This window comes from Agrobacterium sp. 16-172Ci (genome assembly GCF_053522725.1).
In genome coordinates this window covers 345,637-365,405 of record NZ_JBNWBW010000002.1, presented here as the reverse complement: position 1 = coordinate 365,405, position 19,769 = coordinate 345,637, and the positions used below count along the sequence as shown (strand labels likewise).

General features: G+C 59.8%; 17 protein-coding genes and 1 riboswitch. Of the genes, 10 read left to right on the top strand and 7 right to left on the bottom strand.

All coding sequences use genetic code 11. The features are described 5' to 3' along the window. The first annotated feature begins 82 nt into the window (after window positions 1-82). The 3 genes from modA to modC are packed head-to-tail and all read left to right on the top strand — an operon-like array spanning window position 83 to window position 2,708. On the top strand, window positions 83-874 hold the full coding sequence (modA, locus tag ACQZ40_RS04660; protein WP_448747489.1) for a molybdate ABC transporter substrate-binding protein: 792 nt from the start codon (window positions 83-85) through the stop codon (window positions 872-874). A 53-nt stretch (window positions 875-927) separates the two neighbouring features. Continuing rightward, on the top strand, window positions 928-1,635 hold the full coding sequence (modB, locus tag ACQZ40_RS04655) for a molybdate ABC transporter permease subunit (RefSeq protein ID WP_174036494.1): 708 nt from the start codon (window positions 928-930) through the stop codon (window positions 1,633-1,635). After that, the gene (gene modC, locus ACQZ40_RS04650) at window positions 1,632-2,708 is read left to right on the top strand and encodes a molybdenum ABC transporter ATP-binding protein (RefSeq protein WP_448747488.1); all 1,077 of its coding nucleotides are present in this window, start codon (window positions 1,632-1,634) and stop codon (window positions 2,706-2,708) included. Before modB ends, modC begins: the two co-directional genes overlap by 4 nt. Here modC and ACQZ40_RS04645 read toward each other — a convergent pair. The 6 genes from ACQZ40_RS04645 to thiC form a co-directional block, all read right to left on the bottom strand. After that, window positions 2,677-3,072, bottom strand: a complete 396-nt coding sequence (locus tag ACQZ40_RS04645; protein ID WP_448747487.1) for a winged helix-turn-helix domain-containing protein — start codon at window positions 3,070-3,072, stop codon at window positions 2,677-2,679. The genes modC and ACQZ40_RS04645 overlap by 32 nt on opposite strands. A gap of 3 nt (window positions 3,073-3,075) precedes the next feature. After that, window positions 3,076-4,080, bottom strand: coding sequence for a P1 family peptidase (locus tag ACQZ40_RS04640; protein WP_448747486.1), 1,005 nt, complete (start codon window positions 4,078-4,080; stop codon window positions 3,076-3,078). Between the two features lie 88 nt (window positions 4,081-4,168). Then, entirely contained in the window at window positions 4,169-4,942 is a 774-nt protein-coding gene (locus tag ACQZ40_RS04635; RefSeq protein ID WP_020813457.1) for a thiazole synthase, read from the bottom strand. Window positions 4,943-4,946: 4 nt separating this feature from the next. Beyond that, window positions 4,947-5,144: a sulfur carrier protein ThiS gene (gene thiS / locus ACQZ40_RS04630; RefSeq protein WP_059759987.1), complete on the bottom strand. Its 198-nt coding sequence runs from the start codon at window positions 5,142-5,144 to the stop codon at window positions 4,947-4,949. Then, on the bottom strand, window positions 5,113-6,117 hold the full coding sequence (gene thiO / locus ACQZ40_RS04625) for a glycine oxidase ThiO (protein WP_448747485.1): 1,005 nt from the start codon (window positions 6,115-6,117) through the stop codon (window positions 5,113-5,115). Before thiO ends, thiS begins: the two co-directional genes overlap by 32 nt. A gap of 1 nt (window position 6,118) precedes the next feature. Then, complete coding sequence (gene thiC / locus ACQZ40_RS04620; protein WP_065657003.1) at window positions 6,119-7,942, bottom strand: phosphomethylpyrimidine synthase ThiC; 1,824 nt, start codon at window positions 7,940-7,942, stop codon at window positions 6,119-6,121. Window positions 7,943-8,036: 94 nt separating this feature from the next. Further along, a riboswitch (TPP riboswitch) is annotated at window positions 8,037-8,148 on the bottom strand. Window positions 8,149-8,330: 182 nt separating this feature from the next. Here thiC and ACQZ40_RS04615 point away from each other — a divergent pair. The 5 genes from ACQZ40_RS04615 to ACQZ40_RS04595 are packed head-to-tail and all read left to right on the top strand — an operon-like array spanning window position 8,331 to window position 14,119. Next, complete coding sequence (locus tag ACQZ40_RS04615; protein ID WP_003504852.1) at window positions 8,331-8,582, top strand: acyl carrier protein; 252 nt, start codon at window positions 8,331-8,333, stop codon at window positions 8,580-8,582. Then, window positions 8,582-9,763, top strand: a complete 1,182-nt coding sequence (locus ACQZ40_RS04610) for an acyl-CoA dehydrogenase family protein (RefSeq protein WP_448747484.1) — start codon at window positions 8,582-8,584, stop codon at window positions 9,761-9,763. Before ACQZ40_RS04615 ends, ACQZ40_RS04610 begins: the two co-directional genes overlap by 1 nt. Before the next feature lie 4 nt (window positions 9,764-9,767). Then, window positions 9,768-10,676, top strand: a complete 909-nt coding sequence (locus ACQZ40_RS04605; RefSeq protein ID WP_142844343.1) for an amino acid--[acyl-carrier-protein] ligase — start codon at window positions 9,768-9,770, stop codon at window positions 10,674-10,676. Between the two features lie 6 nt (window positions 10,677-10,682). Next, window positions 10,683-11,666 (top strand): DUF1839 family protein, encoded by a 984-nt coding sequence (locus ACQZ40_RS04600; protein ID WP_448747483.1) that lies wholly within the window; start codon window positions 10,683-10,685, stop codon window positions 11,664-11,666. Further along, window positions 11,663-14,119: a glycoside hydrolase family 2 protein gene (locus ACQZ40_RS04595; protein ID WP_448747482.1), complete on the top strand. Its 2,457-nt coding sequence runs from the start codon at window positions 11,663-11,665 to the stop codon at window positions 14,117-14,119. The genes ACQZ40_RS04600 and ACQZ40_RS04595 overlap by 4 nt, the downstream gene beginning before the upstream one ends. A gap of 20 nt (window positions 14,120-14,139) precedes the next feature. Here the strand turns inward: ACQZ40_RS04595 and ACQZ40_RS04590 are convergent, their stop codons facing one another. Next, entirely contained in the window at window positions 14,140-15,945 is a 1,806-nt protein-coding gene (locus ACQZ40_RS04590) for a serine aminopeptidase domain-containing protein (RefSeq protein WP_448747481.1), read from the bottom strand. Window positions 15,946-16,289: 344 nt separating this feature from the next. On the opposite strand from ACQZ40_RS04590, the gene ACQZ40_RS04585 reads away from it, so the two are divergent. Both ACQZ40_RS04585 and ACQZ40_RS04580 read left to right on the top strand, forming a co-directional pair. Then, window positions 16,290-19,007 (top strand): ABC transporter transmembrane domain-containing protein, encoded by a 2,718-nt coding sequence (locus ACQZ40_RS04585; RefSeq protein WP_448747480.1) that lies wholly within the window; start codon window positions 16,290-16,292, stop codon window positions 19,005-19,007. A 43-nt stretch (window positions 19,008-19,050) separates the two neighbouring features. Then, window positions 19,051-19,506 carry a cyclic nucleotide-binding domain-containing protein gene (locus ACQZ40_RS04580; RefSeq protein ID WP_065656995.1) on the top strand — a complete coding sequence of 152 codons (456 nt, stop codon included), beginning with the start codon at window positions 19,051-19,053 and terminating at the stop codon, window positions 19,504-19,506. The last annotated feature ends 263 nt before the right edge of the window (window positions 19,507-19,769 follow it).

The following is a 19,769-nucleotide window of genomic DNA, read 5'->3' as shown; positions in this document are numbered from 1 at the left end:
ATATATCCTTGAAAATATAATGATTGCCCTATAGGCCTATCGATATATTCATCGGAATATCTCGAACCGGGGGTAACAGACCATGAGACTTTTGCGTCGCAGCTTCTTCAAAACCATTGCCGCAGCCACATCCTTCTGGGTGGCGGCCTCACTTGCGGCCGTTCCGGCCCATGCAGCCGAAAAAGTCACGGTGTTTGCCGCCGCAAGCATGAAAAACGCACTCGATGCTCTCAATGCCGAATGGGCAAAGGAAAGCGGTAACGAAGCAACCGTTTCTTATGCGGCAAGCTCGGCGCTGGCCAAGCAGATCGAGCAGGGCGCACCGGCGGATATCTTCATTTCGGCCGATCTCGCATGGATGGACTATATCGCCGAAAAGAAACTGATCAACGCTGACACCCGCTCCAATCTTCTCGGCAACCGCATTGTTCTCGTCGCTCCCGCAGACAAGGCAAAGCCGGTCGAGATCAAGCAGGGCTTCGATCTTGCCGCTCTGGTGGGCGACGGCCGTCTGGCCATGGGTGCGGTCGATTCCGTGCCGGCGGGCAAATACGGCAAGGCCGCTATGGAAAAGCTCGGGGTCTGGTCCTCCGTCGAACAGAAGGTCGCCGGCGCGGAGAGCGTGCGTGCCGCCCTGCTGCTCGTCTCGCGCGGCGAAGCACCCTATGGCATTGTCTACCAGACCGACGCCGCCGCCGATCCGGGCGTGAAGATCGTCGGCACCTTCCCGGAAGACAGCCATCCGCCGATCATCTACCCGGTCGCCACTCTTTCGGAAGCCAGGTCCCCGGTAGCAAAAGCCTATCTGGATTTCCTGAAATCGGCCAAGGCAACGCCCTTCTTCGAAAAGCAAGGCTTTACCGTTTTGAAATAAACTGCCTTTCGTGGCCCCAACGGACGGGCCGCCAGAGATGACGATTGCAGGATATGGCATTGCATTGGTGGACACTCAGCCCTGAAGAATGGACGGCGATCAGGCTCAGCCTGTGGGTGTCGTCCATCGCCATGCTTGCCAGCCTGCCTTTCGGCATTCTGGTCGCCGTGGCGCTGGCGCGCGGTCGCTTCTGGGGCAAGTCTCTCCTCAACGGCATCGTCCACCTGCCGCTCATCCTGCCACCCGTCGTCACCGGCTTTCTGCTGCTCGTCCTGTTCGGCCGCAGGGGCGCGATCGGACAATTTCTCGATAGCTGGTTCGGCATCGTCTTTTCCTTCCGCTGGACCGGGGCGGCGCTCGCCTGCGCCGTCATGGCCTTTCCGCTGATGGTGCGTTCCATCCGCCTCTCCATAGAAGCGGTGGACCGCAAGCTGGAAGAAGCGGCGGGAACATTGGGGGCAAGCCCGTTCTGGGTGTTCCTCACCGTCACCCTGCCCTTGACCCTGCCCGGCATCATCGCCGGCATGATCCTGTCTTTCGCCAAGGCCATGGGCGAATTCGGAGCGACCATTACCTTCGTGTCCAATATTCCCGGCGAGACCCAGACTTTGTCCGCCGCCATCTATACCTTCACTCAGGTTCCGGGCGGCGATGCCGGCGCCTTGCGGCTAACCATTGTCTCGGTCGTGATTTCCATGCTCGCTTTGCTCGTCTCGGAGTTTCTGGCCCGCATCGTCGGCAAACGGGTGAGCATGGAATGACGCTTTCGGTCGCTACCCGCCATCGCCTCGGTTCTTTCGAACTCGATGCGTCATTCACCTCCGAAGGCGGCGTCACCGCGCTGTTCGGACGCTCCGGCTCCGGCAAAACCTCGATGATCCGCATCATAGCAGGCCTGTTGCGGCCGGATGAGGGACAGGTTTTGCTTAATGGTGAAGTGCTGGCCGATAGCGGAACACGGCTGTTCCTGCCCGCTCATAAACGCCGCTTCGGTTATGTTTTTCAGGAAGCGCGGCTCTTCCCGCATCTCAGCGTGGCGCAGAACCTGCATTACGGCCGATGGTTCGCCGTGAACAAAAGCGGGAGCGCGAATGAAGACCGCATCGTCGACATGCTCGGCATCGGCCATCTCCTGCAGCGCCGGCCGGACAAGCTTTCCGGTGGCGAAAAACAGCGTGTCGCGATTGGCCGCGCGCTTCTGTCATCGCCTCGCATGTTGCTGATGGACGAGCCGCTCGCCTCGCTCGACGAGGAGCGAAAAGCCGAAATCATTCCCTATCTCGAACGGCTGCGCGACGAGACAAAAATCCCGATCGTCTATGTCAGCCATTCTATTCAGGAGGTCGCCCGCCTCGCCGACAGCATCGTGGTGATGAAGGACGGCAAGGTGGAGGCGCAGGGAAAAGCGGCCGACGTGCTTTCCAGACCGGATTTCAGCACGTATCTCGAACGGCGCGAGGCGGGCAGCATTCTTTCCGGCCACATTGAAAGCTTTGATGAGCGGCATGGACTTGCCGCCGTGAGGCTAAAGACCAAGCTGCTGCATGTTCCGGCAAAAAGGGGAACGGCGGGCAGCCCGGCGCGGGTGCTCATACCGGCGCGCGATGTGATGCTGGCAACCGTAAAACCCGAAGGCTTGAGCGCGCTCAACATTCTCGCGGGCCATGTCGCGACGGTTTCTGCCAGCGAAGATGGCATGGTCACCGTTCAGGTGGATTGCGGCGGCGACATCATCCAGTCGCGCATCACCGATCTGTCACGCGAGAGGCTGCAGCTGGAGCAGGGAAAACCGGTGCACGCGATCATAAAGTCGGCGGCTCTCGATCCCTATTGACGGCAGCGTCGGGATTGCGGTTGGCCTCCAGCCAGTCGATATCCGCGCGCAAGGTCTCGTTCATCCGTTTTTCCATGCCGCGATAACGCTCCAGCACCTCAGTGCCGAAAGCGGTCAGCGCCGCACCGCCGCCCTGTTTGCCGCCACGCTGCGATTCTATAACCGGTTGCGTGAACATATGGTTCAGCGCATCCACCAGCAGCCATGCGCGGCGATAGGACATGTCCATCGCCCGCCCGGCGGCAGAGATGGAGCCGGTCTCGACAATCAGCTCCATCAATTCAATCTTGCCATGGCCGAGACGTTCTCCGGGCGGAAAGTCGATACGAAGAACAGGCTTCAGTGGAGAAAGGGCCTCACTCATCGTTCAAAGGCTCCGTCCATGAGCATCGCGATAAGCCTTTTGCGCTCCATCCACCGGTAAGGCCGTCGCCTCATAGACGCCACGCGCGACCGCGCGCGCCATCACCATGGTCACCAGATGGCAAAGCTCGGCGAAATGAACGCCGCCCTCAAGCGGCTTTTCACCGGTCGAGGCCGCGAACATGGTGTCGCCGTCGCTTGGCAAATGGGCGGGCAGAACGGCGCGCGCCAGCCCGTCATGCGCCATGATGGAAAGGCGATGCGCCTGCGCCTTGGTCAGCACGGCATCCGTCACCACCGCACCGATGGTCGTTGCCGTGAGATTGATCCCCTTAAGGCGCAGCGCGGTATGATCCGGCTCGAAACGATCGGGAAAACCGCAATCGCCGTATTCACCCTGCACTTCAAACGGCGCGGACCAGAAATGGCGGCTCGTTCCAACGGTTGCCGAGCCGAGCGCATTGACGGCGACGATGGCCGCCACTTTGTACCCGCCGGAACTGACGGCGCTTGCCGAACCGAGCCCGCCCTTGAAGGTGGCGGTCGTCGCACCCGCTCCAGCCCCGACCGTTCCAAGCGCGAATGGCGCCGCACGCGCCGCCTTGAAGGCTGCATATCCCATCTCGCGATAGGGCGAATGCAGCCCCCAGTCCTTGTCGCCGCCATTCAGCAGATCCATCAGGATTGCCTGCGGCACGATGGGAACGCGGGTGGAACCCACCTGCAGGCCGCGTCCGATTTCGCGCAGCCCGGCCTGAACGCCGCCCGCCGCATCCAGTCCGAAGGCAGAACCGCCTGACAGCACGAAGGCATCCACCGTTTCCACCGTCATCGCGGGGTCGAGCAGGCCGGTATCGCGCCCGCCCGGCGCCCCCCCCAAAACAGAACCGGAGGCAATGGCGGGCTTTTCGAAAACAATCGCCGTAACACCGGAGCCAAGGGCAAGATCGGTGATATTGCCGACCGAAACGCCGCCGATATCCGTCAGAAGATTGGTGAGTGCCGCCATGCCGTTTCCCTTTTCTCCCGGTATCCCGCCACCATCAGGCACTGTCAACGCAAAACGTGACGTGCCTGATGTCGACGACAAGCCGCGATCAGGAAAAAACAGCCGTTCCGATCACCGGCGTCGAGGGAACGGCCATGTCCCTCGGCTCCAGCGGCCCGCAGAAATATGCCTGATGGCCGGCTTCTATGGCGCGGGCGAAAGCCTCCGCCATGCCGACCGGGTCTCCCGCACCCGCCACCGCCGTGTTGAGCAGAACGGCATCGTAACCGAGCTCCATTACCGTGACGGCATGCGACGGGCGGCCGATACCGGCATCGACAATCAGCGGCACATCCGGGAAACGCGCCCGCATGGATTTCAGCGCCGTCAGATTGAGCGGTCCCATGGCGCTGCCGATTGGCGCGCACCAGGGCATCAGCACCTTGCAGCCTGCCTCCAGCAGCTTCTCGGCGACGACCAGATCGTCCGTCGTATAGGGAAAGACCTCGAAACCATCGTCGCAGAGGATTTTCGCCGCCTCGACAAGTGCGAAGACATCGGGCTGCAGCGTGTCGTGATGACCGATGACCTCCAGCTTGATCCAGTTAGTGCGGAACACATCGCGGGCCATCTTTGCCGTCAGCACCGCTTCCTTGACCGTGTGGCAACCGGCGGTATTGGGCAGAATCTGGCGATCCAGCTCGCGGATAAGTTCGAAAAACTGACCGCCCTTCTTGCCAGCCGCTGTTTCCCGGCGCAGTGAAATCGTCAGAATATCCGTGTTGCTCGCCCGCACGGCATCGGCAAGCACGGCAGGGGACGGATAGCGCGCCGTGCCGAGCAGGAGACGGGACGAGACCTCGCGGCCATAAAGCGTCAGCATGATTTCAGCCTCCCTGCATCGGCGAGAGGATTTCGATACGGTCGAAAGCCTTCAACTTATAATCGGCGCGCTCTTCCGAATGCACCAGATCGCCGTTTACCGCCGTCGCCAGCCACTCACCCTCGTATTCGAGGCTGGCGAGCAGGCCGGCCAGCGTCTCGGCGGCGAGATCAAGCTCGTCGCCATTCACCATAAGTTTCATGATCCCGTTCCTTTTGAGAGAGAGTTTGACAGACGATTTCAGCCGCCTGCCGCGCCATCGCCGGCGACAGCAGAAAGCCGTGCCGGTGCGCGCCGTTGATGAAAATTGTCCGGCCATCCTGCGTGACCTTCGGCAGATTGTCGGGATAGGCGGGGCGCACGCCGGTGCCTGTCTCGATGATTTCCGCTTCCGCGAAAGCCGGATGCACGGCATAAGCGGCATTCAGGAACTCCATCATCGAGCGGGCGGAAATGGCGCCCGCATCTTCCGTCTCGATCATCGTCGCGCCCACCATGAAACGGCCGGGCTGGCGCGGCACGATGTAGAGCGGAATGCGCGGATGCAGCAGCCGGACGGGGCGAGACAGGAAAACCTCCCGGGTTGCGAGATAGAGCATCTCTCCCCGCACACCGCGAAGATCGGAAATCCCGCCGATTGCCGCAGAGCCAGTGCAATCCACCACCCGGTCGAACGGCTCTTCATCCAACGGGATACCCATATGGAACTGCACACCCATGGTGCAGAGCCGCTCATGCAGCGATTTCAGTGCAAGACGCGGATCGAGATGCCCCTCGCCCGGAAAATAAAGCCCGGAACGGAACCGCCCGGCAAGATCTGGCTCCAGGGCGGCGATTTCGCCCTCATCCACCCAGCGATAACCGTCGGTCCGCGATGCGAAACGCGAAAGCTCCGCCTTATCGCGGGCCAGCGCGACAACCAGCGTGCCGTTACGGACGACAAGGCCGGGTGTCGCTTCATCCCACCAATCGAGCGCCGCCTGACCGAGCGTCAGAACCGGCTCTTCAGCGCTTTCACGCTCGCACCAAGGCGCCAGCATGCCGCCCGCATACCAGGATGCGCCGCGAGAGGGTTCGGCATTGCGCTCGCAAACCTCGACGGTAACACCGGTCCGCGCCAGTTCGAAGGCCGCCGTCAAACCGGCGACCCCCGTTCCCTTGACCAGAACGCGCATGCTATTCGGCATCCGCAGGCGTCGCGAGCGGCATGTAAAGCTCACCGCCTTCCTTGAAGCGTGCGGCCATGGCCTCCAGTCCCTCCTTCTGCGCCTCGGCGCGGATATCGTGGGAAATCCGCATCGAGCAGAATTTCGGCCCGCACATGGAGCAGAAATGCGCGACCTTGTGCGCTTCCTTCGGCAAGGTTTCATCATGGAAGGAGCGCGCCGTATCCGGGTCCAGCGACAGGTTGAACTGATCCTCCCAGCGGAACTCGAACCGCGCGCGCGACAGTGCATCGTCCCGCACCTGTGCCGCCGGATGGCCCTTGGCGAGATCGGCGGCGTGGGCGGCGATCTTGTAGGTGATGACGCCGACCTTCACGTCGTTGCGATCCGGCAGGCCGAGATGTTCCTTCGGCGTGACGTAGCAGAGCATCGCCGTGCCGAACCAGCCGATCATCGCCGCACCGATGCCGGAGGTGATATGGTCGTAACCCGGCGCAATATCGGTGGTGAGCGGCCCGAGCGTATAGAAGGGCGCCTCGCCGCAGGTCTTCAGCTGCTTGTCCATATTTTCCTTGATCTTGTGCATCGGCACATGGCCGGGGCCTTCGATCATCACCTGGCAATCTTTTGCCCAGGCGATCTGCGTCAGCTCGCCGAGCGTCTCCAGCTCCGCGAATTGTGCGGCGTCATTGGCGTCGGCAATCGAGCCGGGACGCAAGCCATCGCCCAGCGAGAAGGAGACGTCGTAAGCACGGCAAATATCGCAAATCTCGTCGAAATGCTCGTAGAGAAAACTCTCCTTATGGTGATGCAGACACCACTTGGCCATGATCGAGCCGCCGCGCGAAACGATGCCGGTGACGCGGTTGACGGTGAGCGGGATGTAATGCAGCCGCACGCCGGCATGAATGGTGAAATAATCCACACCCTGCTCCGCCTGTTCGATCAGCGTATCGCGGAACACTTCCCAATTGAGGTCTTCGGCAATGCCGTTGACCTTCTCAAGCGCCTGATAGAGCGGCACCGTGCCGATCGGCACCGGCGAATTGCGGATGATCCATTCGCGGATATTGTGGATGTTGCGGCCGGTAGATAGGTCCATGACTGTATCCGCACCCCAGCGGATCGCCCAGACCATCTTCTCCACCTCTTCCGCCATGGAGGAGGTGACGGCGGAATTGCCGATATTGGCATTGATCTTGACGAGAAAATTGCGGCCGATGATCATCGGCTCAAGTTCCGGATGATTGATATTGGCAGGGATGATGGCGCGGCCGGCCGCCACTTCCTGACGCACGAATTCCGCCGTGACGTAGTCAGGGATATGCGCCCCGAAGCTTTCGCCGTCGCGCGCCAGCTTCTCCTTGGCCGCCTCGCGCCCGAGATTTTCACGGATGGCGATGAATTCCATTTCCGGGGTGATGATACCTGCCCGCGCATAGGCAAGCTGGGTTACGGCTTTACCGGCCGTGGCTCTGAGCGGCTGGTGGCGCACGGAAAATTCAGGCGTCAGGCGTTCGCCGGTGGCAAAGCCGTTATCCTCCGGCTTGACGTGCCGGCCGTCATAGGCCTCGACATCGCCGCGCGCCACGATCCAGTCATGACGCAGACGCGGCAGACCCTTTTCAATCAGAACGGTATGCGAAGGATCGGTATAGGGACCGGAGGAATCGTAAACCGTCACCGGCGGTTCACCCGCCGTTGGATGAACGGCGATCTCGCGCATCGGCACGCGGATATGGGGATGTAAAATCCCGGCTTTGTGGATTTTGGTAGAGGCGGCATGCGGCCCCGTAGTAACCGACAACGGGATATTCTTGGCAGCGATATTCATCTTGAGGCTCCAAAGTTTGACAGTGGAGACCCAGTTCGAGCCGGAATGATGGAAAATACCGCAGCGCCGACAGCGCAATGCACACGCCAGCCGACCTTCGGTCTTTGCACCGTCCCTACGCCAGTATGAACTGGATCAGGTTCAACGGGTCACTGCGCATGAAAGCAGAATCTCAGCCCCTTGACGGGACACCCCTGGTGAATGGCCACAGCAAAAAACACCGACCGGCATTTGTCAAGGCCGACGATCCATGCTTGGCAAAGGTGCGGGAATGGCGCATGCTGCCGTTAGTTGTAATTAACCTAACGGTTTAGGCGAATATTATCGTTTGCAACGTAACGATAAGCACAAACCATCCTGATGTGAAATTCATGGGAGATACGTCGGAATGAACGCGACTATTCGTGAAATACTGGCCAAATTCGGCCAGCTTCCAACCCCTGTCGATACGATTGCAGATGAAGCCGATCTTTATGCGGCGGGCCTTTCTTCCTTTGCATCCGTGCAATTGATGCTCGGCATCGAAGAAGCATTCGATATCGAATTCCCCGACAATCTGCTGAACCGCAAGTCCTTTGCGAGCATCAAGGCCATTGAAGACACCGTTAAGCTCATTCTGGATGGTAAAGAGGCAGCCTGATGAACGTCACCGTAGCGCCGCAGGATGAAACGCTGTCCGCGCGCGCGGGCCGTGTCGCGGCAATTGCCGCCAAACACGCGGATGATGTGGATGTCACCGGCCGCTTCCCACAGGAAGCCGTCGACGCCTTGCGACAGGAACGCCTGCTCGGCATCCAGGTCCCCTCTTCGCTGGGCGGCGAAAGCGCGTCCTTACAGGAAATCGCCGATATCTGCGCTCGGCTCGGTCAGGCATGTTCGGCAACCGCGATGATTTTCGCCATGCACCATATCAAGGCATCCAGCCTGGTGGAACACGGCGAGACAAGCGCATGGCATGCCGGCTTCATGAGCCGCATCGCCAGCGAACAGCTTCTGCTCGGCTCCGCCACCACCGAAGGCGGCATTGGCGGCAATCTGCGCAACTCCATCTGTGCAATCGAGGTCGAAGGCGATTTCTGCCGGCTGGAAAAGGACGCCACCGTCATTTCCTATGGCAGCAATGCCGATGCGATCCTCATCACCTCGCGCGCCCACAAGGATGCCGCGCCCGCCGATCAGGTGATGACGGTCTTTCTGAAAAACCAGTACACGCTCGAAAAGACCCATGTCTGGGATACGCTCGGCATGCGCGGCACCTGTTCGGACGGCTTCCTGTTTCGTGGCGAAGCGCCGGCGGCGCAGATATTCCCGAAACCCTTTGCGGAAATCGCCGCACAATCCATGCTTGCAAGCTCGCATCTCCTGTGGAGCGCCGTCTGGTATGGCATCGCCTCGGATGCGGTGCTGCGCGCCCAGTCATTCGTCAGAGCCGCGGCGCGCAAATCGCCCGGCACCGCTCCTCCCGGCGCGATCCGCCTTGCCGAGGTCTCCACCAAGCTGCAGGTCGTTAAATCCAACATCATCGCCGGCATAAAGGCTTACGAGGACACCAAGAGCGACCCCGAAAAACTGATGTCCATGGCCTTTGCCGTCGCCATGAACAATGTGAAGATCTGCTCTTCGGAAACCATTCTCGAGATCATCGACCATGCCATGCTGGTCTGCGGCATCATGGGCTACAAGAACGGCACGCCCTATAGCCTCGGTCGCCACCTGCGCGACGCGCATTCCGCCCGCCTGATGATTTCCAACGACCGCATTCTCGGCAATTCCGCCAATCTCCTGCTGGTTCACAGGCAGGACACCAGCCTCTTGGGATAAGACCATGGACATGCAAACATCGTTTCTCGATCGACTGTTCGAAGAAGGCCTGCTGATTGAAACCGGTGTGGACGGTCTTTATGGACGCAGCGGCCAGTTCGAGGACGTGATTGCCGCCTTCGAGCGGCTGATCGACCGCACGGGCGGCGCTGACGGCGCCGAAGCGATCCGTTTTCCGCCCGGCATCAACCGCGCCTATTTCGAAAAGAGCGGTTATATGAAGAGCTTCCCGCAGCTCGCCGGCACGGTCCATTCCTTCTGCGGCTGTGAGCTCGACCATGTCAGCCTGCTGAAAACCATGGACGAGGGCGGCGACTGGACCAAAGACCAGAAAGCCACCGACATCGTGCTGACGCCGGCGGCCTGCTACCCGCTTTATCCGACGATTGCCAAGCGCGGCGCACTGCCTGCCGGCGGCGGTCTCTATGACATCCAGTCCTATTGTTTCCGCCATGAACCCTCCAAGGACCCGGCCCGCCAGCAGCTTTTCCGCATGCGCGAATATGTTTGCATGGGCACCGAATCCGACGTCACCGAATTCCGCCAGACCTGGATGGATCGCGGCGTGGAGATGATGAAAGCGGTCGGGCTAGACGTCACCATCGATATCGCCAACGATCCCTTCTTCGGCCGCGCCGGCAAGATGCTGGCCAACAACCAGCGCGACCAGAACCTGAAATTCGAGCTCTTGATCCCGGTCACATCCACGACCAGCCCGACGGCCTGCATGAGCTTCAATTATCATCAGGATGCCTTCGGCCAGAAATGGGGCCTCAACCTCGCCAATGGCGATGTCGCCCACACCGCCTGCGTCGGTTTCGGCCTTGAACGCATCGCGCTGGCGCTGTTTGCCCATCATGGTCTAGACGTGAAGAAATGGCCTGCGAAGGTCGTGGAAACGCTCTGGGGCTGATCATTCATGCGGCAGATTTTTCCCGGTCTCGATCCCAGAAACTATGTGCAGCATCCGCTCCATTCCTCCGAGAGAATGTGGCCGGAGACCAATTGCTACATCGATTTATGGATCGAGGTGCTGGCCTCGAAAGGTCTGCCGCCGGAAGCCATGTTCGGTTTCACGCTCACGCAGGATTTCGAAGGCGACCAGTTCACCTTCTTCAAGGTGCCGCTGGAAGACCTCGAGGCGCTTTATGGCGTTCGCGCCACCGAACTTGCGATCTTCGACAGCGTGGAAAACCACATCGAGGCGCAGCTCGCACGCGGACGCATCTGCCTGATCGAGATGGACAGCTTCTATATGCCGGATACCCATGGGGTGGGCTACCGGAAGGAACATGGCAAGACCACCATCGCCATCAACCGGCTCGACCTCGCGAAGCGCGAACTCGACTATTTCCATAACGCCGGCTTCTTCCACCTTTCAGGTGAAGATTTTGACGGCCTGTTCCAGCATCATCTGGCCGAGACGGACCCGCCATTCCTGCCCTATACCGAATTTGCGAAATTCGCGGATAGCAGCCCCTCGCCCGCACATATTCGCAAGACGGCCGAACGGCTCCTGAAGTTTCATTTTTCCAGACGGCCCTCCGCCAACCCGGTCCGTGCTTTTGCCGGCGTTTTTCCGGCGCAGGTGGAAAAGGTCGCTGACCGACCCTTCGGCTTTTTCCACAAATATGCCTTCAACACGCTGCGCCAGCTCGGCGCCAATTTCGAACTGGCGGCAAGCCACTTCGAATGGCTGGACGCGGAGGGTTTTTCTGAAGCAAGAGACCACGCGCTCAAGATTTCCGAGGTTGCCAAGACCGTGCAGTTCCAGCTCGCCCGCGCCGTCACGCGCCGCAAATTTGATGCGCTGGCCACCGTGCTCGATCCGGCAGCGGATGCGTGGGATGGTGTGATGGAAGCGCTTTCGACTAAACTCACTGATGCCAGCGAGGCCGCGTGAGGACTTATCTTCCCGGCGAAAGCGAGGAATTGCTGAGCGAAGGCTGGACGCTGACGCTGACGCCCGCCGATGCCTGCGAGACGCCGTCCGATATTCCCGCATCGCTTGAAAGCCTTCACGTCTCCGTTCCCGGCACGGTGGCGCAGGCTCTGGAAGCGGCTGGAAAATTTGACCGCCTTGCCCCGGCGCCTCTCAATGACAGGGATGCCTGGTATCGGCTGACGATGATTTCCGAAACGCGCGAACGCGCCACCCTGCGCTTCGACGGTCTCTCCACCATTGCCGAAATCTTCTTCAACGGCGAGCTGATCGCCGCGAGCCAGAGCATGTTCGAAAGGCTGGAAGTGCCGGTCGAACTCACAGGCGCGGACGAGCTTTGCATCTGCTTCCGGGCGCTTGCGCCGAGGCTTGAAAAAACCGGTCCACGCGCCCGCTGGCGGCCGCAGATGATGAATACGCAGGGGTTGCGGCTGATTCGTACCACCGCACTTGGTTACATGCCCGGCTGGTGCCCGGAAATCCACGCCGCCGGCCCATGGCGACCCATCAGTCTGATCAGACAGGACGCGGTGCTTTGCACGCTCCGATCTTCGCTGGACGAGGCAGGAACGGGAACGGTCGCCATCTCGCTGGAAACCAACCGGCCCATAAAATCGGCACGGCTTGGCTGCGCGGGTTACAGCGCCGATCTTTCCAGGGATGAGAACGGCAAGTTTTCCGGCGAACTCCATATACCCGAAGTCGAAACATGGTGGCCGCACACCCATGGCAGGCCTGCGCTGCACGACACGCTTTTGGAATTGGACGGCGAACAACATAGGCTGGGGCGTACCGGCTTCCGGCGGGTCGAGATCGATCATGGCGAAGACGGTGAGGGTTTCGGCCTCACGGTGAACGGTCAGCCGGTCTTCTGCCGTGGCGCGGTCTGGACAACGGCCGATATTGTGCGCCTGCCGGGAACCGGGGCGGATTATGAGCCATGGCTTCGAAAAGCCGCGGAAGCCGGCATGAACATGATCCGCATCGGCGGCACCATGGCTTATGAGACTCCGGAATTTTTCGCGCTTTGCGACGAACTCGGCATCATGGTCTGGCAGGACGCCATGCTCGCCAATTTCGATTACCCGGCAAAGGACGAGAGCCTGCGCCAGCATATCGTCACGGAAATCTCGCAGTTCCTCGAAGCCACCGCGCTTTCTCCATCGCTCACTGTCTTCTGCGGCGGCAGTGAAATGTACCAGCAGGGCGCGATGCTCGGTCTGCCGGAACAGATATGGAAGGGAACGCTCACCGAGGAGGTTCTGCCGGAACTCCTTGCCGAGAAACGCCCGGACACAGCCTATGTCGCCAATTCCCCCTCCGGCGGCGCGTTGCCCTTCTTTCCCAATGTCGGGGTCGGCCATTATTACGGCGTGGGCGCCTATTGCCGCCCGCTGGAAGACGCCCGCCGGGCCGATCTGCGCTTCGCCGCCGAGTGCCTCGCCTTCGCCAATATTCCCGAACAGGAAACGCTGGATAGATATCTACCCGGCGTGGCCGTGCACGATCCGCGATGGAAGGCACGCGCACCGCGCGATCGCGGGGCATCCTGGGATTTCGGGGATGTTCGCGACCATTATCTAAAGCTGCTCTACGACGTCGAACCGGATGTTCTGCGTCGCGAAGACGGCGGCCTTTATCTCGACATGTCCCGGGCCGCCACGGCCGAGGTCATGGAGGCGACTTTCGCCGAATGGCGGCGCAGCGGCTCCTCCTGTCAGGGCGCTTTGGTCTGGACCCTGCAGGATCTCGTTCCCGGCGCAGGCTGGGGTGTCATCGATGCGACCGGCAGGCCCAAATCCGTCTGGCACGCGTTGAAAAGGGCGTTCCGCCCCATTCAGGTTACTTTTTCCGATGAGGGCACGAACGGGCTGGATATAAACCTCGTCAACGAGACCGGCGGCGGCCTCGAAGCCATGCTGGAACTGACCTGCCTGCGCGAAGGTGTGCAACCCGTCGTCCACGCCAAACGACCGCTCACGCTTTCGCCGCGACAGAGCCGGACCATTGCCGCAACAGATTTGTTCGGCGCCTTTTTCGATACGACCTATGCCTATCGTTTCGGCCCTCCGTCCCATGACGTAACCGTCGCCCGGCTTCGCGACGTTGCGACAGGACACGTCATCGCCGACGCATTCCATTTCCCTCTGGGCCGTAAAAAGGCGCTGCACGCCGCAAACCTTCAGGTCGCGATCAGTGAAACGAGCGGCAACTGGTTTCTTGAAATCGGCACGGACCGGCTGGCGCAGTCCGTCCATGTCGAGGTACAGGGTTATTACGCCTCGGAAAACTGGTTCCATCTCGGCCCCGGCGAAACCAGAAAAATCAGCCTCCTGCCGGAGACCCCGGCGACGGAAACCCCTCCTTCCGGAGAGGTCGTGTCACTGAGTTCCAGGCGGCGATTTTCCTTCTAAAGCATGACGGCCAGGCATTTTTACCGCAAATGCGCGAGAGCCAGCCGCTTCACCGCGTCGATATAGATTTGTCTGGCTTCCGGCGTTGAAAGATTGTGATCGGCATCGGGAATAATGGTCAGCGACACGTTCTTATAGGCGGCCAGTCCTTCGCCATTGGCGTCGAAGTAATATTGGAAATGTTCCAGACCATCGTCGTTGTCGCTGTAGAGCAAATGAACGGCAGTATCATTCGCTTTCAATTTATCGAACGCACCGTAGACGGCACGCCCTTCCTCGCTGCCCCTGCGGAACAGCCTCGCCGTTTTTGTCGAAAGCCTCTTGATCGTCGCCTTGACGATATTCAGCCCCGCGCTTGCCACATCGACATCGCCGCTGATGAGACGTTTGAATGTCGCGCCCTGTCGAAAGCGCTGGCTGTATTCGCCGAAGGAACGCGGGCGTTTATGCAGGGCCTCATCCACCGAGCGGCCTTTGCGCCAATGGAAGACGACCGGATTGACCGCGACCACGGCGTCGATCCGCTCATCGGCAATTGCGCCGTTGAAGGCGAGATAAGCGCCGCTGCACCGGCCCGCCGCAATGAAAGGTCCCTTGCCGCGCTTGCCGAGAAAATCGAGTGCGGCAGCCACGTCGTCATTCTGCGCGGCATCGTAAAGAACCTGCTCGGGCACGTTTTTAACCGGAGGACTGTCGGCAATATTGGCCGCGTCGAAGCGAAGCGATGCCACCCCCTCGCGCGCCAATGTACGGGCCATCTGCACGGAAAGCCTGCCCCAGCCCGCATGCCGGTCATAGGCCGCGCCAAGCAGAAGAACCGAAGAAACCACCTCCCGGTCGTCCGGTCCGCAAAAAACACCGAAAAGCCGCCCGCCTTCTCCAAATTGCACCGGCTGCTCGACAAAACCGCGCCCACGCTGCGGGGCATTGACTGTGAAATCCTCCGGGGGGATCGCCGGACTCTCGGCATGGGTCTGGGAGAGCACCCAATCGACCAGCCGGTTGACCACATCGTCGGATATTTTCGAAAGCGTAGGGCTGGAGACGAGATCGTCGTAACCTGAAAACTCCGCCTCCTCCACCGCACCGCCAATCGCAATGAGATGCCTGGCGAAATCGGCATCGGTTACGCGGCCCGGCCGAGAGAGCGCCAGAATGCTGCGCGCCGGAGCAGCGGTCAGATTTGAAAGATTGGCCTTCCTGATCGCATCCGCAACACCGGCAGGCATGGCCACGCCGGCAATCGATCCCGCCTCCGTCATCCGTTGCGCGGGCCGAAGACCGAGGCCATCGTCGATCATGGAGGACCACATCGCCAGCTCACGCAGATAGGCGCGGCCGGAAACGACAGGCGCCAGAAGCGCCATGGAGCCCACTTCAGCCGCATCGGCAAACGCCTGAGCAGCAATCAGGCAGCCGAGGCCCTGAGCGACAACGACCACTTCGGCGCAGCCGGAAAGACGTTTCAGACAGTTGAGCGCCACGCGCGCGTCGGAAATCCAGTCCGCTACACGGCCCGTATCATCAGGGTCGAAGGCGTCACCCGCGCCAAGATAGTCGAATCGCAGGCTGGCGACACCGCAAGCGGCCAGCCGCTCGGCCAGTACCCGTTGAAACTTGCGGCTACACAGCTCCTCCATGCCCCATGGGCTGACGAAAAGAACGGCATGGCGCTGTCTGACGTCCTTGCGCGCCGGATGGAAAATCCCTGTGAGCCCATCAAAAGAGACCGGATGCGCAACCGCCCCATTCGAGGCAATGCCGGAAAGCGACAATGCATCAAGAGACGGATCGCTGCCTGTACGCTCTGAAATATCTATCGCCATCGACCTTGCCATCATTGCGCCAGTGTCTGGCTCAACCATTACGGGATCATTGTATCGAAGCGTCTTACCGCCGGATCTACAATAAAAACAACAACATTAGAGAAGTCTAAAAATATAGTCGCATTTATATCCATTGCCGCCCGCACGCTGCAAAAACGAACACTGCGATGATGGGCAAGTCCCGGCGGGGCCGCTATTTTACTCGAAACCGCTTGAATATACTGATAAATAGCGAGTCCCATACCTATTTGCAGGAGGAGGTTGCGCCACCCGGCCACCGGATCGTCTAGACATCGCGCAAACCAACACGCCGGGCCACGCCCGACAGGTCATAGAAGTTTTATATGGAACAAAGCCTTACGCGTTATATCTGGTCGCACACGAGGCGGCAGCAGCTTTTCATTCTGCTGATCGTGGCCCTGTCGATGATCCCCTATTTCCTCGCCTTCGATCTGCCCAAGCAGATCGTCAACGGCCCAATTCAGGGGGACGGTTTCGAAGGGGCGAATGCGACGCAGCTTTTCATGCATCTCACGGTCGATATTCCCTACTGGGGCACCGTGACATTATTCCCCGGGCTCGAGCTCAACCGCATGTCGATGCTGATGGCGCTCAGCCTGACGTTCCTTGCGCTTGTCATCATCAACGGGCTCTTCAAATATTACATCAATACCTATAAGGGCCGCCTTGGCGAGCGGCTTCTGCGGCGCATCCGCTTCGAACTCATCGACAAGATTCTGCGGTTCCCACCCTCCCATTTCAAGCGGGTCAAAGGCGCGGAAATCTCCAGCATGGTGAAAGACGAGGTGGAGCCGCTCGGCGGATTTACCGGCGACGCCTTCGTGCAGCCGGCCCTTCTCGGCGGCCAGGCGCTCTCCGCGCTCTTCTTCATTCTCGTTCAGAATTTCTGGCTGGGCCTGATCGCGGCTTTCATGGCTGCCATTCAGGTGGGCATCATTCCCAAAATGCGCCGCCGCCTCATCGAGCTTGGCCGCCAGCGGCAGCTGAGCGCCCGCCAGCTTGCCGGACGCATCGGCGAAATAGTTGACGGTATCGGCACCATCCATGCCTATGACACGTCGAATTACGAGCGGGCGGATGCCTCACACCGTCTCGGCGACATCTTCAAGATCCGCTACGATCTCTACCAGTGGAAGTTTCTGGTCAAGTTCATCAATAACTTCCTCGCACAGCTCACTCCCTTCTTCTTTTATGCGCTCGGCGGTTATCTCACACTGAAAGGCAGCCTCGATGTCGGGCAGCTGGTCGCCGTCATCAATGCCTATAAGGAACTGCCCGGACCGCTGAAGGAACTGATCGACTGGGATCAGGCGCGTCAGGACGTGCAGGTGAAATACGAGCAGGTCTTCGAGCAGTTCGATGCCCCGAACATGATCGACGAGAAGGTGCAGAAACTGTCTCCCGGCGCAGTCGCGGCGATCAGCGCCCCGATCGTCGTCGCCAATCTGACGCTGGAGGACGACAGCGGCAGCCGGCTTCTGGAACAGGCATCGCTGAAGGTCGAGCCGGGCGAGGTGATCGCCATCGTCGGCGGCTCGGGGGCCGAGGCGCTGGCGGATGCAATCGGCCGCACGCTCTGGCCAACCTCGGGCAAGATCAGCATCAACGACGTCGACATATTGGAACTGCCGGAATCGCTGACCGGGCGGCGCATTTCCTATGTGTCCTCGGACAGCTATTTCTTCCACGCCAGCCTGAAAGACAACCTGCTTTACGGCCTCAAACACGCCCCGCTTGCGGACAGGAACTATGAGGGGTCAGCGCTGGAACATCGCAAGTGGGAAATCCGCGAAGCAAAGATGGCGGGCAATCCGCTGATCGATATCAACAGCGAATGGATTGACTACGCTTCGAGCCCGGCCGGCGACGGCAGGCCGGAAAATCTCATCCAGGCCATTCTGGCTGTCCTCGACAGCGTGGAACTGTCGCAGGATATTCTGGAGTTTGCGCTGCGTTCGTCGATCGACCCTTTGACCGACCTGCATCTTGCCGCGCGCATCGTTGAGCTGCGGCATGTGCTGCGTGCGGAGCTGGAAAAGGAAAATTTGAGCGGCCTCATCGCACCCTTTGAACTGGAGAGCTATAACAGCGAGGCGACGGTCGGGGAGAACCTGCTGTTCGGCACCATGCGGGATTCTTCCCAGACAATCCGAACCGTCATCGAAAGCGACTATTTCCGCTCCCTCATGCGCGAAACCGGCCTCGTAAAAACCCTGTTCGAGATGGGTTACACGATTGCCGAAAACATCGTGGAAATCTTCGCTGACCTGCCGGGAGACCACCCCTTCTTCCAGCAGCTCACCTTCATGACGCCCGACGACATTCCGGTCTATCAGCAGATGCTGCAACGTCTTCAGAGCCGGAGTTTCGACGAGGCCAATGAAAGCGAAAAGCGCGCAATGCTGCGGCTCAGCTTCTTCTACATCGAGCCTCGCCAGCGTTTCGGCCTGCTGTCGCCGGAGATCATGAAGCGGATCGTCGAAGTCCGGCACATGTTCCATGAGAACCTGCCCGACAGCCTGAAAAACGTGATCGAAATCTACGATCCGACCAAATATATGAGCGCCACCAGCCTGCTGGACAACATCCTGTTCGGCAAGGTCAGCCATCGCTACACCGACGCCTCGCGGCGCATCACCCGCATCGTCGCCGATGTCATGCGCAAGCAGGGTGTCTATGAGCGCGTGCTGGCGGTGGGCCTGGACTTCAACCTCGGCGCGGGCGGCAAGCGGCTCGGCCCGCTCCAGCGCCAGAAGCTCAATCTGGCACGGGCGCTGATCCGCAAATCCGATTATTACGTCTTCAACCGCCCTCTTCCCGGCCTCGATCCCCGACAACAGGAGGAAATTGTCGAGCGGGTCATCACACTCCTGAAACAGAACAACAATAACCCGTCGATCATATGGGTTCTGTCGAACGCGACGCTCTCCCGCATGTTCGAGCGAGTGATCGTTGTTCATCAGGGCCTGATCACCGCCGACGGAAGTTACGAGACTCTCGCCGAGGAAAACGGTACATTCAAGGACATGGTCGCAACATAAATCCAAGAAGGTGACCGAGGTGGAACAAGAACAGGGTAAGTCAATGCTGTTTAAAGACGAAATTCAGATGCTGAAAAGGGTGCCGTTTTTTTCGGAAATGGAACCGTCAAAGCTCAAACTACTGGCATTCGCATCCGACCGGGTGTCCTATCATGCTGGCGACGTGCTGTTTCGTCAGGGAGATGTCGGCGATGCGGCCTATGTCGTCTTGACCGGAAAAGTCGATGTTCTGGTCGATTCCCCTTCGGGCACGCTGAAAGTGGCCGAAATGACCGGCAATGCCATTGTCGGCGAAATCGCTATCCTCTGCGATAGCGTCAGAACCGCAACCGTTCGCGCCTCCACCAATGTGGAAGCCCTGCGCATTGGCAAGGAACAGTTCTTCAAGCTCATGTCCGATTTCCCCGACATCACGATCAAGGTCATGCGCGTTCTGGCCGAACGCCTTACCCAGACGACGGCGGAACTGAGCAAAGCGCGGGCAGGTGCCCGGACATAAACGACAATTCCTTGCTACCTTGAATGGCGATATTGGAAAAATAAATGTCGTACTATTGCAATATAAATGAAATGCTGACTGAATAAGGGGTAAAGGCGTCCGCCAGAAACGAGCGGATATAAGAATCTATAGAGACAACGGGCTTCATGGGAGGAAAGCGTGCAAGATTCCGTTGTTATTGGGGTGTGTCATGGCGTTCGATTCCGACACAGCAAGTCGGGAAAGTAATAGAAATTTTCGGGTAAAGATCTGGGGTGCGCGGG

Coding starts and splice junctions, on each gene's coding strand:
- modA (WP_448747489.1), top strand. CDS start 83: ATGAGACTTTTGCGTCGCAGCTTCTTCAAAACCATTGCCGCAGCCACA.
- modB (WP_174036494.1), top strand. CDS start 928: ATGGCATTGCATTGGTGGACACTCAGCCCTGAAGAATGGACGGCGATC.
- modC (WP_448747488.1), top strand. CDS start 1,632: ATGACGCTTTCGGTCGCTACCCGCCATCGCCTCGGTTCTTTCGAACTC.
- ACQZ40_RS04645 (WP_448747487.1), bottom strand. CDS start 3,072: ATGAGTGAGGCCCTTTCTCCACTGAAGCCTGTTCTTCGTATCGACTTT.
- ACQZ40_RS04640 (WP_448747486.1), bottom strand. CDS start 4,080: ATGGCGGCACTCACCAATCTTCTGACGGATATCGGCGGCGTTTCGGTC.
- ACQZ40_RS04635 (WP_020813457.1), bottom strand. CDS start 4,942: ATGCTGACGCTTTATGGCCGCGAGGTCTCGTCCCGTCTCCTGCTCGGC.
- thiS (WP_059759987.1), bottom strand. CDS start 5,144: ATGAAACTTATGGTGAATGGCGACGAGCTTGATCTCGCCGCCGAGACG.
- thiO (WP_448747485.1), bottom strand. CDS start 6,117: ATGCGCGTTCTGGTCAAGGGAACGGGGGTCGCCGGTTTGACGGCGGCC.
- thiC (WP_065657003.1), bottom strand. CDS start 7,942: ATGAATATCGCTGCCAAGAATATCCCGTTGTCGGTTACTACGGGGCCG.
- ACQZ40_RS04615 (WP_003504852.1), top strand. CDS start 8,331: ATGAACGCGACTATTCGTGAAATACTGGCCAAATTCGGCCAGCTTCCA.
- ACQZ40_RS04610 (WP_448747484.1), top strand. CDS start 8,582: ATGAACGTCACCGTAGCGCCGCAGGATGAAACGCTGTCCGCGCGCGCG.
- ACQZ40_RS04605 (WP_142844343.1), top strand. CDS start 9,768: ATGGACATGCAAACATCGTTTCTCGATCGACTGTTCGAAGAAGGCCTG.
- ACQZ40_RS04600 (WP_448747483.1), top strand. CDS start 10,683: ATGCGGCAGATTTTTCCCGGTCTCGATCCCAGAAACTATGTGCAGCAT.
- ACQZ40_RS04590 (WP_448747481.1), bottom strand. CDS start 15,945: ATGGCGATAGATATTTCAGAGCGTACAGGCAGCGATCCGTCTCTTGAT.
- ACQZ40_RS04585 (WP_448747480.1), top strand. CDS start 16,290: ATGGAACAAAGCCTTACGCGTTATATCTGGTCGCACACGAGGCGGCAG.
- ACQZ40_RS04580 (WP_065656995.1), top strand. CDS start 19,051: ATGCTGTTTAAAGACGAAATTCAGATGCTGAAAAGGGTGCCGTTTTTT.